The sequence below is a fragment of the Agrobacterium sp. SOY23 genome, assembly GCF_027212525.1.
Lineage (GTDB): Bacteria > Pseudomonadota > Alphaproteobacteria > Rhizobiales > Rhizobiaceae > Agrobacterium > Agrobacterium tumefaciens_I.
In genome coordinates, this window is record NZ_JAPWDT010000017.1 from 1 (window position 1) to 15,102 (window position 15,102).

General features: G+C 54.9%; 6 protein-coding genes. All 6 read left to right on the top strand.

What is annotated here, in order from left to right:
- On the top strand, positions 1–1,756 hold a 1,756-nt coding region (locus O3S81_RS26055), incomplete at its 5' end, for an ankyrin repeat domain-containing protein (protein ID WP_269347744.1).
- A 598-nt stretch (positions 1,757–2,354) separates the two neighbouring features.
- On the top strand, positions 2,355–2,939 hold the full coding sequence (locus O3S81_RS26060) for a hypothetical protein (RefSeq protein ID WP_269347745.1): 585 nt from the start codon (positions 2,355–2,357) through the stop codon (positions 2,937–2,939).
- 95 nt (positions 2,940–3,034) lie between these two features.
- Complete coding sequence (locus O3S81_RS26065) at positions 3,035–3,577, top strand: hypothetical protein (protein ID WP_269347747.1); 543 nt, start codon at positions 3,035–3,037, stop codon at positions 3,575–3,577.
- Positions 3,578–11,191, top strand: a complete 7,614-nt coding sequence (locus O3S81_RS26070; protein WP_269347749.1) for an adhesin — start codon at positions 3,578–3,580, stop codon at positions 11,189–11,191. It begins immediately after the preceding gene.
- 71 nt (positions 11,192–11,262) lie between these two features.
- Entirely contained in the window at positions 11,263–13,419 is a 2,157-nt protein-coding gene (locus O3S81_RS26075) for a type I secretion system permease/ATPase (protein WP_269347751.1), read from the top strand.
- Positions 13,416–14,885 (top strand): HlyD family type I secretion periplasmic adaptor subunit, encoded by a 1,470-nt coding sequence (locus O3S81_RS26080; RefSeq protein WP_269347752.1) that lies wholly within the window; start codon positions 13,416–13,418, stop codon positions 14,883–14,885. The genes O3S81_RS26075 and O3S81_RS26080 overlap by 4 nt, the downstream gene beginning before the upstream one ends.
- The last annotated feature ends 217 nt before the right edge of the window (positions 14,886–15,102 follow it).

Genomic DNA, 15,102 nt, shown 5'->3' on the forward strand with positions numbered 1-15,102 from the left:
AAAAATGGGAAACAGATGGCAAAAGCGCTCTGGGAGCAATGGCAAAGGGACTGGCGTTGGATGGAGGCGACCGCCAGGCGCAGAGGCTGGTCCCTGCAAGGATCGTTCGGAGGCGCCAAATACGCCCGAAATGTGGGAGAACCAGTTTCCTTTCTACAGTCTGGTCAACGGCGACATGCTGACGATCGACATGTCCGTCGAGGACGGCCCGCAGCCGGTCCGTTATTTCAGCCATGAATTGCAGACTCTCCACGGCATGGCGCTTGCGCCAGACTTTTTCGCCTTCATCACCGAAATGTCGAAGCTTGGCTTTGCCGGCACAGAGTGGGCTTCATGGGGAAAATTCGGATCATGGGACGAGCCGAACAAGACCTATTACATCAAGGCCGACAGTACTGGCGGCCAGGAGTGGCTTGCCTGGCTCGCAAGGGACGACGTCCGCACGGACGAGCCTCCCCCGGCGATTGTTGAAGAAACAGCCGCAGAACGCCAACTTCTCGACGCCGCGCGCTCCGGCAATGTCGCCGCAGCAATTGTGGCTCTCGGAATGGGCGCACGGCCCGATGTCGTTCCCAATCCTGACTGGCTCATGGAAAACATGGCCTGGAACGACGAGTTTTCCACGCCCCTGACTTATTCCGTCCAGGCGAACCACATCGGCCTAGCACAGACCTTGCTCGATCACGGGGCTACACTGAATACCCGACGGCTTGTTACGGGCGATGCTGTGCAAACCGCGTCGCCCAAAACTCTGGAATGGTTGATTGAGCGAGGAGCCCGAATCGATGGCTGGAAGGACGACCGCTTCTGGCCGCTGCATTTACTTGTGACCCGTCGCAGCGAAACAACAGCCCGGACAAGATCCGAGCTGGAAACCCGGCTTCGTAAAGACTGGGGTCTCGATAAGTTGGCAACGACGCAAACAGGGCGCGAGATGCATGCGGTCCAGGAGAAGCTTGTTCAGCAGCAACTCGCCGCCTGGCTGGACAGGCCAACTTATCTCGCAATGCAGCGGACGCTCCTTGAAGCCGGCGCCACAGTCGATGCGCCGTGGGACAACGGCATGACCATGCTGATGTGGGCGGAAGAAGATGACGCACGTGTCCTTCTCAAAGCCGGAGCCAATCCAAACGCACGCGATGCCTACGGAAGTGCTCCATTGCATATCGCCCTCCGCAATTCGGTCGCGAAAATTCACCTGCTCGTCGCTCATGGCGCGGAGATCGACGCGCCTCAGGTCCCACCACGCGATAGCGACGTGGATCGTCGTGCCAGCACGCCACTGCAATCGGCCCTGACTGTTGCAGGATTGGGACGGCTGGACGGGGTACAGGCTCTGCTTGAGCTCAAGGCCGATCCACTCAAGCGCGACCGCGATGGCCGGAGCGCCCTCTGTTACTCCACCACAGTCGCAAGTTTTCGGCTTATGCAAGGCTATGGGCTCAATCCGAATGAACGCATGCCGGATGGCGGAACGCTTCTTCACAATCTCTTCGAGATGACGAGCGTGCGTGCCGCCTTCGAGGACGAAGTTGCCATGCTGGACCTGTTGCTTTCACTTGGCCTTCCCGTCAACGCGCAGGACAATCAGGGCAGGACCGTGCTTCACAAGGCCGCCGAAAGAACAGAAGTGATCGACGATATTGCATTGTTGCTGGACCGGGGTGCCGATCGCCTCGTCCGCGATAAGGATGGCAAGCGCCCGGTCGATCTTGTGCCGGGATCATTGGACGAAATCCGTTCCTTGCTTGGCTGAATGAGATGAAGCTGTTCCAGGATTGTTCGTAACGGCGGTTACCCGAAGCGATGCTGTGATCCCTTCATCGCCCGGAGGAGCAGGCTTCGAACCGTCACAACACTGCGAGGGGCTTAGTTGCGGAACCAATCTTTATGCCAACATTTCGTTCCGGCCTCGAAAGCGGAGAGAGTAGAAAACCAACCGAAATTCTGCCCATCGTCAAAAGTTATAAACCGATAATAATTCAACTTTTAATTGACGAAATCAAACGTAGTGATAACGATCAGTTTGCGGGTGATTTTCGGGGGCGGAATGGATCAACAAAATATTCATGGCGGCACGAATGCCGCAGCGCGGTTGACTTGGGTTCGTGGCAGGCATGTCACAGCATTTGAGCCGTCTGGCCGGATTGTGCCGACGTCGAACCAACCGAACTCGATTCAACGCGGCACCACATGCCCCACAACGATCATCCGTAGAATACGGAAAGGGAAAATCCGAGGGTTCGTCTTTTCGCAAAGAACGGCGCACCCACTTTCAGTAAAATCATGAAGTAACAACACGCTTTGACGGTGTTTCTCAACGGTACTGCTGGCGTAAAACGACGGACATCCATATGAAAAGTATGAGCAAGTGGATAAGCCCAATATTGCCGAGAGGAGCCTCGAAGTATTTTGACGAAAAAGTTTTTAAGTTGATAAATTACTTCAACGTATTTTTCATATCCGCGCTGTTCCTTCTCTACTTTACCGACACATCAACGATGGCTCTTGAGATGATTGAGCCGCCGGACACATTCCCTGGTATTTTTTCTTTTATGCTTGAACGATATCAAGATTTTGAATCTGTTAAACCGGGCAAAGGGGCGTTCTTTGTTGTCGCCAATATCATCCTCCTCGCGGGCACAATAGCGCTGCTCGTTGCCATTTTATCGAGATTTATCAGCTTCAAGGAGCGTCTCCCTGCTAAATTCGAAAAAAGTAATATTGTGACGCCTTTTGTAGCTACGATCTTTATATTGTTGTCATTTAGATTTTTATTTTTTTCAGATGTAACGTGTAACACATGCGGCACCATAGCGTCCCGCTCCCTCAATTCCCCGCTGATTATAATCATCATCCCCGCGATTTACACGGTCGTGATCGAGTCATTCATTCAAATATTTGGCGCTGGAATAGTCGCGTTGGCCACGAAGGCGTAAGGCGATAATACTGAGAGACATCGCGAAATACTCTAATTTCTAGCGGACAGAATTAGTCAGCTTGTCAATACAACAGGTCAAACGGGGAACATGTGGTGATTGAAAATTCAGTGATCTTGTTAGAAAGAAAGTTCATTAAGGCATCTGTCGTCACGTACTTTACAGCTTATATTGCCGGGAGCCTGATGTCGGCACTTCTCTGGTCTGGAGTTAATCACCTCAATGCAGCGGACTTCTGGATGTTTTGGCCAGTAAACTTGCGTTACATGAGCCAAATAACAGCACGGTTTGGCAGCATCGACGGCTGGAATGGCTTTTTATTTTCTAATTACATTATCAGTTCGCTAATGATTATACGGATGATCTATCTTTTTTCATTCGAACTTTCTAAGCCCCACGATAGCTTTACCTGGGGGATTACTACCGTCCATCTGATGGTTATACCGTTCGCACTGATAGCTTTGTTCCTCCCCTTCCGAGAAGGGCCACGATTCTACGGAATGACGTTTTATGATGGTCCATTCAGCAACTCCCTAAAGAGCAATTTTCTCGTTGCAACTTTTTACTTCAGCATCACAGACCCGGTCGTGAAGTTCGTAAGCTGGCTGAAATTCTCCTTTTGTCCACGAGGTAATTAAATGACCGAAACAACCAAAACGAGATCGGAAGATGCCTGGGATCTCTACTCCAAGCGAATATCTCCCGGTACAGATGCCCTCAAGTCCTTCGCTCTTGGTTGGCTCGGCACGCGTCAAGATGCATTGGCCGCATATAGGCAAATTGATGGTTTTTGGGGGCCACTGAATCTCTTTGCCGCGGGCACCTACGGAGCATTGTCTGGATACAAAGAAGATGGTGTCGAGGGAGCTGCCCAGGGAGCTGTGAAAGAAACATTGCTTGCCTCCGCGTCAGCCTACCTTGGTGGAATGACATTCCGCACCGCAGTAAGAGCTACCGCAAGATTTGCAACCAGCTGGGGGGTGGCCGCTGGCGGGGTCGCAGGTGTAGCGGTAGGGTTCATCGCAGGCGAGATTTTAGACCAAATATTAGATCAATTAGACCCGCAAACTCATCCGAATTATTCACTCAACAACATGTCGTCCGCGAGAGCGCCAGGAGCATGGGGACATGTTGAGCGGGGCCACGAAACAAATTGGCTTGATGTAGAATCCGAAATCAATTCGTGGTTTGGGACCGTACCTCCGGCCCCGCCGACGCTTTCCGCCCCTGCAGCAGAAGCTGTGACGCCTGGTACTACAACTACACTAGGCGCGACACCCCTTGCGCCACTAACGAGCTTGACTCCGATTAGTCTCGTGGCAACTCCCTCTCCGACATATTCCTACGGAGGATATCGGTCGTCCGGTCCGTACGGGGGATTTGAAGGTAATCAAGGCAGCTGGAATTCTGGTAACGACAATACGGGCTCTTGGGCAGGCTCGAGTGGCGGCAACAAATCCACCAGTAATGGCAGCGGCGGAGGAGGCAAAAGTTATAGCAGCGGAGGCGGACACCAAGGTTATAACAGCACGCCGATGAACGGCCCTACTCCGGGCTCAAAACCGGGCAGCCAGTATGACGGCTGGAACAACGCGGACGAGGGTGATCGCGGCCGTGGTGCGGGATGGGACGGCAGTGGCGGTAGCAAGGGAAGTAGTGGAAGCGGCGGGAACAAGGGAGGCAGCGGGAGCAAGGGAGGCAGCGGAAGCGGCGGGGGCAAGGGAGGCAGCGGCGGGAAGAGTTCGGGACCAGCATGGTCACCCGTACTTCTTGACCTTTCAGGCGATGGCATTGCCATAGATACTCTTTTATCCTCATCGAAGTTTGTGGAACTTGCGGGAGATGGTTTTGCGACCCGGATGGCGTGGGCAGGACCCGATACAGGCGTGCTCGTCATAGACGCTGACGGAGATGGTAAAATCACCCGTTCCAGTGAGTTTGCATTCACGGAGTGGGATCCGACGGCTCGAACGGACTTCGAGGCGCTCAAAAACGTGTTTGATACGAATGGCAACGGCAAACTCGATGCTGGCGATGCCAGATGGGCAGAATTTCGAATCGAAGTTAATGGCGAACTGGTCACCTTGGATAGTCTCGGCATTGCCTCGATCGATCTCACCCCGACTGGCAGCGGTCGAACCTTCGCAGACGGCTCTGCCATTACCGGGTCAACAACCTACACCCGGACCGATGGCACGACAGCCGCAGCCAGCGACGCGATCCTGGCAAGCGAACAGGAAGCTTATAAACTTGACCGCACTGTCACAACTAACGCGGATGGCTCTTCCAGCGAACTGATTATCGGCTATGCAAAGGACGGGCGCATTGCATTTCGCAACCTGGTTACGAAATCGTCTGACGGATCAACGGTCACAACAAACTTCGACGATGATGGCGATGGTGTCTATGATCGGCGCCAGACCAAATCGTACTATACGACTGAAGATGGAAGCTTCGTTGAACTCGTTGTGAATTTCAACGCTGACAACTCCATAGCCAACAGCACAAAAACCGAGACTTCCGCCGACAAAAAACTGGTGACGACGCTGCTCGATCTGTATGGCACCGGCCTCGTTGACCAGTATCAGGTTTTCGAGAAGCTGGGGGACGGTTCCACGCGCACGACAATCCAGCACCTTAGCCGGGATGGTTCAGTGCTCAAGACCGTCGTCGCAACAGCATCCGCGGACGGGCTCAGCAAATCCACATCGATTGACGTCACGGGCGATGGCGTCGGCGACGTGTTCGAGGCTGAAACCACGATCGTTGAGAGTGGCGGCACCAGGACCCGAACGGTTAAGGAGTTGGCGAGAGACGGAGCCATTCTCACGAGCACCACAGTTTCAACGGCGAGAAACTCTACCGGCACTGAAAAAACGACAACGCGTGACCTCGACGGCGATGGTTCAACAGATCGGCGCTCGCAGGAGATCACCACAGTCACTTCAACGGGAGACGTTACAGCCGAGTCGGCCTCCTATGCTGCCGACGGCACTCTTCTTGGCAAAACGACGTTGCGTACGACGCAGGACGGCAAGTCGACATATCTCACGCGCGATATTGACGGAAACGGGTCCATTGACATCTACAGTTCCGACATCACGATTGTTGATGCCGCTGGCGAAAGGACACGAACGGAAACGGTTACAAGTGGAAACGGGAGCCTCTTGTCGCGACGCGTCGTGATCACCTCAGCCGATCAGAAGATCATCACTGAAACTTTCGATGCCAACGGCGACGGAGCGGTTGATACGAATATCGTCACCTCAACTGGCTCCGATGGCGCGACGAGCAAGACCGAAAGCCTGTTTAGTGCGAACGGTTCCCTGATTTCGCGTTCCACGACAGCTACTTCGGCAGATGGTTCCTCCAGTTCTGTATCAACAGACATTGATGGAGATGGCTTAACCGACAGCGAAGTCTCAACGACGAAGTCCGTGTTTGCGGATGGTTCAGCAATGACGTCGGAACGCGTTCTGTCACGCGACGGCGACCTTATCTCGCAGGTAACTTCAACCACCAGCCCTGACGCAACAAGCCGTGCCACTGCCGAAGATCTGAACGGCGACGGATCGGTTGATCGGCAAACGTCAGAGGTTGTCGTCTTTAACGACGACGCAAGCCGGACAAAGACAGTCACTATCCGGAGCGGCGACTCCACCCTCCTTGGACGCACGACAGTCGATATTTCCGCTGACCGGTTGACGACGATCGCAGTTACCGATTCTAACGGCGACGGCGTCGTTGATAAACACGAAGCAGAAACCACCCTTGTAAACGGGCAGGCCGTCCTCGAGGAAAAGCTGTTCACGCGAAGTGGCACAATCTATCGTTCGACCAGAAAAACAGTCAGTGCGAGCGGTCTCAGCACAACCGTTGAAACCGACATCAATGGAGACGGCACGACAGATTACTCAACGGCTGTCGACACAGTCATCAATGGCGACGGAAGCCGAAAGGAAACAACTGTCAGAAAAAGCGCCAATGGCGCCACTATTCAGAGCTCCTCGCTCCTGACCAGTGGCAACGGCTTGACCGTCGTTTCGGAACAGGACTTCAACGGCGACGGTATTGCAGACACCAGGTCCATTCAGTCCACCGTCTATGAGCAAAACGGTTCAGTCTCGAAAACTGTTTCCTCCTATCAAGGGACCACGTTTGTGGCGCGGGAAAAAGTTGTCACCAGCGGCAATGCTTTAAGTACCGTTGCATCGCGGGACTTCGACGGGGATGGCCATTTTGACCAGGTTCTTGCTTCTGTTCGGACCATCAATGCCGATGGTTCGGTCTTGGAAGAGGTTAGCGCAAAGAGCGGCAACGGCACCTTGATCTCAAAGACGGCGATAACTGTCAGCGCCGATAAAATGAGTAGCCACCTTGAATCTGACACCGATGGGGACGGCATCGTCGATCGCCGTATAACAACCTCTCGTAATGCGAATGGAGTTGAAAGCCAGACAACCGAGAGGCTGTCGCCGGCGGGCGTAATCGGCAGCAGACACATCTCTGAAGCGTCTGCTAACGGGCTTTCGACCCAGTGGCGTACGGATTTTGATGGTGATGGTGTTGTCGATGCAAGCGGATCTGATGTCACAACAATTGCATCAGATGGCAGCCGGACACAGACTGTCTCGAAAACGAGGACCGCAGAAGGTAGCCTTGTAAAACAGACAACCTTCTACAGCAGGGATAGCTTGACGAAGCGCGTCACGTGGTACGACGGCTCGTCTCTTGCAAGAACGCAAAGTGAGGTCAAGGTCCTCAACGCCAACGGAACTGCCACGGAAACCATCAGCCTAACCAGGGCTGACGGTTCATTGGCAAGTCGTGAGATCAGATCGGAAAGCGTGCACGGGATTACCTCGACAGTCTCGCGGGACCTCAATGGCGACGGTATCATTGACCAGGAACTGACGCGGACCCTGAAGGCCGATGGTGCAGTCGAGCGTGTTTTCAAGGATTTCGCTGCCAATGGCGGTACCACCGGGATCAAAAAAACAACCGATCAGATGGATGGAACACACGCCACTGTCGAATACGATTTTGATGGTGACGGCGTGTTTGATCGGAAGTTCGATCAGACGACTACCATTGAAGCCGACGGAAAGAAGATCGGTACCGCACAGGTATACAGCCGAAGCGGAAGCGGGATGCTCCTGTCGGATCGACAGACAAGTTACGAGACTGCAAATGGATTGTTTCTTCAGAAGACCTTTGATCTCGGAGCGGATGGATCGACGGACTTCTCTTCCACAGACGAAACAAGCCTGAGTGGAGATGGCAGCAGGTCGAGAACAATCAGCACCCATGCAGGCGGGGTGCTTGCCAGCCGGCGTATCACAACAACAAGTGCCAATGGTCTTTCCGTTACGACGAAATGGGACCCGACAGGCGCCGGAGTGTACACGCAACTCTCGACGGACGTTATTGCGTACAATGCAAACGGCTCTGTTAAGCGCGAGATCCGGAGCACGAAATCCGACGGCTCCTTGTTGTCTGCTGCGACAACTACAACCTCCGCGAATGGACTGAGCAGCGAAACACTGGAGCAGCGCACAGGGCTGTCGGACCGTACAACCCGTACAAGCACGCTCACAAGAGCTGACGGCTCGACCATCGAGGAAACCGCCCGGTTCGGCAATACCGGACAGTTACTCAGCAAGACAACCTCGGTGACAAGCGCCGAGAAAGATCGGAATGACATTACCATTGACGTCGATGGTGATGGTGTTGTCGACCAAAGCCGCCGCGATGTGCTGGCCTGGTGGGGCGAGCGCACGTCAACGACCACGAACTTTGCGACAAATGGCGCCATTCTCCAGCGCATCGTATCAGTCACGGCATCGGACGGACTGTCGTCAACCACGACGTGGGACCTGAATGGCGATGGGATCATTGATCAGAAGCGCATCGAAACGAGAACCCTGAATGCGGATGGCAGCCGTCTTGTAAAGCGGCTCGATACGCACGCCGCTACGGGATCGACAAAATCCGGTTCGACGGATCACACGACGGCCGACGGGAGATATCGGACTATTTCGAAAGACCTCAATGGCGACGGCACGTTTGATCAGATCGAACGTGTAGAAACACTGATCACCGGTCAGACCCGTTCCACTGTCACGAACAATATTATTGCCCGAGACACAAAATATCTGCCCTCCGGAGGGATCATCTGGAAAACTGCCGTCGCCCATACTGTCGAAAGCGAAAGCTCTTTCGACGGGAGCGAAACAACAACACGCTACGATTATGACGGCGACGGTGTTTTCGAAACTGTCATGACTTCCCAACGACAGATAGACGGCTCTGTGGCGGCCCAGATTCTCGAAAAAGGTACAACAGGCTCTGTTTTGTCGAAGGGCACGCTCTTTACCAGCGCAGACGGCCAAACCACAATTTTGAACAAAGATATCGACAACGATGGTGACGTCGATGAGCGGAATACATCCATCGTGAGAGAAGATGGTTCAGTCATACTGAAAAAGGAAACGCTGGGTGCAAACGGAGCCGTATCAGGCTCGGTCGTGGACAAGATCAACTCCGTCGGAACTCTTGTTTTCCGAACGTCCTTTGACGGCCTGGGTCGTAAAACGCAGGAAACCGCAATCGCGTTTGATGGCAGTTCGCGTACCACTGCTTTCGACGCAGCCAGCGGCAGCGTTACAAGTGTCACGAATATCTCGTCCTCGGGCCATGTAACATCGGCCACCTTGTACGATCCTTTAAACAGCAAGGATTGGATAAGGGTCGAACAGACCTATAACGCCGCAGGTCAAAAGACGATTGAAAAGCAGTTTCTCGATAATGGGACGTCGATTGTCATCACCTTCGTCGCCGAGACCGGACAAAGGATCAAGGCGGAGTACTTCAATGCATCCGGCGTCAGGACGAGTCTGATTGATTTTGACACACGCAATACCGAGGTGTGGCGCGAGGTCCACCAAACGTTCGACGGGCTGGGCAGATTGCTCACGCAGATTAATTTTTACGATAATGGCACGAGGGCCGAATATACGTTCGATGTCGCCAATACGCAGGTTTGGTCGCGCTACATAAACGAGTTCGACAGTGCGGGACGTCACTATTATGCGCATCAGCTAAATGACAATGGCTCAGTATATGCCACCACGATAGACGCGACGAATTCCCAATCCTGGTCGAAAATCGGCCAATCGTTCGATGCCGCAGGACGCTTGCTGTTTCAGGTGGAATATGGCGACAACGGTTACAGGTGGGAATACAGCTACGACCCATTAAACGCTCAGCCCTGGCAACGATACACCAATATTTTTGACAATGCGGGACGGAATTATTACGCCCAGCAACTCAACGATGATGGCAGTTCATTCGCGATCGATTTCGACGTCACCAACTCTCAATCCTGGTGGCGGCACGAGCAGACCTGGGATGCTGCAGGGCGCCGGACCGCGTTAACGTTGGTGAACGATAACGGAACACGAAACACCACGTTTTACGACGTTCTTGGAAACCAGATTTGGAGCCGCATCGAACAAAGCTTCGACAATGGCGGCAGGATGACCGCGCAAGTCGAGTTTTATGATGACGGTACACGCAGAGACTATTGGTACAATAGCACGACCGATTGGGGATGGTACCTTTACAATACGCGAGGTCAGGTGGTCGATTCCTGGCGATCCGGACGACCGGTTCGTGAACCAATCGCGTTTGATCTGAACAATGACGGACACATCGATCTGCGTCCGCTTGGCCTCTCTTCGGAAGACGGCGTTTCCCAACCATCTTTTAACTGGGAAAATGACGCCAACCGCGAAACCACAGCCTGGATCGGCCCACAGGACGGTTTCCTTGCTATTGACGTTGCTGCAGATGGTTCTCCAGGTCCGGACGGCATAATCAACCAGGCAAAAGAACTCGCCTTCACTCTCTGGCCCACCGAGGAACAGGGCTCGACCAACTCCGATCTGGAAGCTGTTCGGCTTGTTTTCGACACAAACAACGACGGTCTGCTGAGTGGAGAAGATGCCCGCTGGAGCGAGTTCCGTGTCTGGCAGGACATCAACCAGAACGGTGTCAGCGAGGCTGGCGAGCTTTCGACCCTCGATCAGCTGGGTATCAAATACATCAATCTGATACCGACCGCTGATGGAGCACAGAACTTCGCTGATGGTTCAGCCATCACGGGAACCAGCTTCCTCGAAAAGGTTGACGGTCAAACCCGCCTCGTCGGCGACGTCAGGCTGGCATATCAGCCTTCTTCACCGACCTGATAAACCTCTCCATTTTCACCCCATGCGGATTTGCAGACACCTGCAAATCCGCTCATCAACTGATCTGACATATGGATACAGGTTTACTCAACCCCTCCTCCACGACGAATGCCGACGCCGGACTGGCGTCCCTGGCAGCCGTCGCAGCGTTCTTCAGGATCTCCTGCAATCCGGCAGACCTTTCGCGAGAACTGGCACTCACCACAGAGGCGACCCGTGACGATATCCTGCGGGCTGCCAAACATGTGGGCCTGAAGGCAAAACCCGTTCGCGAGGAGCGGTTTGCCAGTGGAAAAATAATCCCGACACCGTGCATCGCCGTCCTTGACGACGGAGGATTTGCCGTTTTTGCGGGAAAAACGGAAGAAAACAGCTACCGGCTTGTTGATCCCGTCAGCTTTATCAGCCGGACTGTACCCCTTGATGAACTGTTGTCGCTGACGTCAGGAAACTTCATCCTGCTCCAGCGGGGATTTTCGGACGTTTCAGCGTTTCAGCGCCGTTTCGGGTTCGCGTGGTTTCTGCCGTCGCTCTGGCGCTACAGGAGCGCCCTCGCCCATGTCTTTCTCGCTTCGCTTTTCCTGCAGCTCTTCGCCCTTGTCTCGCCGCTGTTTTTTCAGGTGGTGGTCGACAAGGTGCTGGCCCACCGTAGCTACTCGACATTGACGGTCCTGATCATCGGACTTGCCGCCATCGGCCTGTTCGACGTCGTGCTTCAGTATCTGCGCACCTATGCACTGACACATACGACCAACCGGATCGATGTGGAGCTCGGACGCCGGCTCGTCCGTCACCTGCTGAATCTTCCACTCAACTATTTCGAAACCCGCGCCGCCGGCCAAACGGTTGCCCGCGTGCGCGAACTCGAAACCATCCGCAATTTCCTGACCGGGCAGGCGCTGTTTTCAGTCCTTGATCTCATCTTCACCTTCGTCTTTATCGCGGTGCTGTTTGCCTATTCCACGGTGCTTGCCTGGATCGTGGTCGCCTCCATCCCGTTTCTCGTGCTTATCGGATTTTTGATCCGCCCTTCCCTCAAACATCGCATCGATGAAAAATTCGACCGGGGTGCCCTCAGCCAGCAATTGCTCGTGGAGTCCGTTATCGGCATGCAGACCCTCAAGGCATCTGCCGTCGAACCCGTCGTTGCCGCGCAATGGGAAGAGCGTCTGGCGGCCTATGTACAGTCTTCCTTTGCAGCGACGATGCTCGCCGCGAAGGGGCAGACGGCTATCCAGTATGTCAACAAGATCACCTCCGCCGCCCTCCTCCTTTTTGGCGCACAGGCCGTCATCGACAATGAGCTGACGGTCGGCGGGCTCGTCGCCTTCAACATGATCGCTGGCCAGGTGTTTCAGCCGGTCCTGCGCCTCTCACAGCTCTGGCAGGATTTTCAGCAGGTACAGGTGTCCGTCGAGCGCTTGTCAGATGTCCTCAATGCGCCCGAGGAGCCCAAACCGGCGGTCCCCGTCACCCAGCCGCCGCCGAAAGGCGCGATTTCGTTCAAGGGCGTAAACTTCCGCTATTCCAGTGATGGTCCGGAAATCCTGAAGAACATTTCGCTGTCCGTTCGCCCGGGCGAAGTGATCGGCATCGTCGGTCCTTCCGGGTCGGGAAAATCGACGCTGACCAAGCTTCTGCAGCGATTCTATCTGCCCTCCAGCGGCCAGGTCATGGTCGACGGTCAGGACATTGCCCATGTCAATCCGGCCTGGCTGCGTTCGAATATCGGCGTCGTGCTTCAGGAAAACATGCTGTTCAACCGCACGATCCACGAAAACATCAGTATCGCCAATCCTGCCATGTCGCGCGCGGCCGTCATCAATCTCGCCCGCCTGTCAGGCGCCGATGAATTCGTTGCGAAACTGCCGAAGGGCTACGACACCGTCATTGAAGAGCGCGGTGCAAATCTTTCCGGTGGTCAGCGGCAACGACTGGCGATCGCCCGGGCATTGTCCGTCAATCCGCCCATTCTCATTCTTGACGAAGCAACCAGCGCTCTCGACTATGAAAGTGAGAGACTGATCCTCGCAAACATGCGTCACATTGTTCAGGGCCGCACAGTATTGATCATCGCCCACCGGCTCGCAACCATCCGGAGCTGTAACCGCATCATCGGCATGGCCGACGGCAGGATCGTCGAAGAAGGCAGCCATGACGATTTGCTTGCCCGGGATGGTGGCCTCTACAAACACCTGTGGGACTTGCAGATGGGGTCGAGCCAATGAGAGGAAAGACGCGACCTGCACGGCCCAACGCAACGAACACAAAGGTCAGCCCCGATTACAGCGACTTTCTCCCCGCCGCCCTCGAAATTATCGAAAAGCCCGCCTCCCCGGTCCGCTACGCCCTCATCTGGTTCGTCTGCATCGTCGCAGCCTCGGCACTGATCTGGAGCTTTATCGGCAGGATCGATGTGGTTGCGACCGCACAGGGAAAGGTTCAGCCCTCGGGTCGGGTCAAGGTTGTCCAGTCGACGATCTCCGGACGTGTGGTTTCGGCGCCTTTTGCCAACGGCACCGAGGTCCAGGCAGGCGACCTTCTGGTGAAACTCGATGACATCGAACTGAAGGCGGAAGACGCTCGCCTGCGGACGACGATCGAGGCCTTGCAGGCTGAACATGTGCGACGGATGACGGAACTTGCCACCGTCGAAAACCACGACTGGAACGCAGGTTCCGATATAGCTGGCGATATCGTCCCCGATTTTGCGGCAAATACGCAGGCAACCATTCGCTCGCGCGAAACGGCGATCCTGAAAGCCAACCTTCTGCAGCTCAAGGACACGATGAGAAATCTCGCCGCCCAGACGCAATTGCAGTCGGCATCGATTGACCGACTGGAATCCATGTCACGCGCGCAGGCTAACCTGATCACCACGCTGACGGAGCGTGTCTCGATGCGGTCAGGCCTTCTCGAGCGCGCCGCCGGCAGAAAATCGGACGTCCTTGATGCCACACAGGCCTTGCGGGAAGAAGAGGCAACCCTGTCGACCTACGCAGGACAGTTGCTCGAAGCACACGCAAGTCTCGCCGTTGCAGAGACCGACAAAAACAAGGTCCTGTCGACATTCGTTGCCGACAATATCCAGAAAACGGGTGATCTTGCCCGGCAGATGGACGAAGCAAAACAGGAACTGGTGAAGGCTGAGAAACGGCTCGCCGCGACGGCGATCTATGCCCCGTCTGACGGTGTGATCCAGGCCTCGTCGATTACCACGACCGGACAGGTCGTGTCCGCGGAGACCGAAATCATGCGCATCATCCCCGCCAATCTGCCGCTTGAGATCGAGGTGTTTTTCGCAAACCAGGACGTGGGCTTCGTGAAGCCCGGCCAGCCGGCCGTCATCAAGGTCGAAACGTTTCCGTTCACCCGTTATGGTGTTCTCACCGGAACTGTAAAAACCGTGGCACGGGACGCCATCCCCAATCCCGACGCCCAGGCGATGGAAGAACAGGCCGCCCCGCAGTTCAGGAGTGTTGTGCCAGGCGGAAATGTGCAACGGCTGCAAAACCTCGTTTACCCGGCAACGATTGGGCTCGATGCGACAGAGATAAACGTTGACGGGGTGATGCGACCGCTTTCACCTGGCATGGCGGTGTCAGTCGAAATCAAGACCGGCACACGCAGGATCATTGACTATTTCTGGTCGCCAGTCGCGCAGGTGGCGTCTGAGGCGATGCAGGAGCGATAGCCACGGGCCCAAGGGCATTGCAGACCATTGGCCTTGATCGGTCGAAGAGCCAAAACGGTTTCGCCTTGAATGGATTGGCACCGTCGACCACGCGCCGTGGATTGGCCAAGCACTTGCAACACAATTCATTCACACTCGCTGGCGCCGCCCTGACTTTGGTTTTGCTGGCTAATTGAAACGATGCGCACCGCCAGTTTTCAATAGGTTATGAAATACA

Coding starts and splice junctions, on each gene's coding strand:
- O3S81_RS26070 (WP_269347749.1), top strand. CDS start 3,578: ATGACCGAAACAACCAAAACGAGATCGGAAGATGCCTGGGATCTCTAC.
- O3S81_RS26075 (WP_269347751.1), top strand. CDS start 11,263: ATGGATACAGGTTTACTCAACCCCTCCTCCACGACGAATGCCGACGCC.
- O3S81_RS26060 (WP_269347745.1), top strand. CDS start 2,355: ATGAAAAGTATGAGCAAGTGGATAAGCCCAATATTGCCGAGAGGAGCC.
- O3S81_RS26080 (WP_269347752.1), top strand. CDS start 13,416: ATGAGAGGAAAGACGCGACCTGCACGGCCCAACGCAACGAACACAAAG.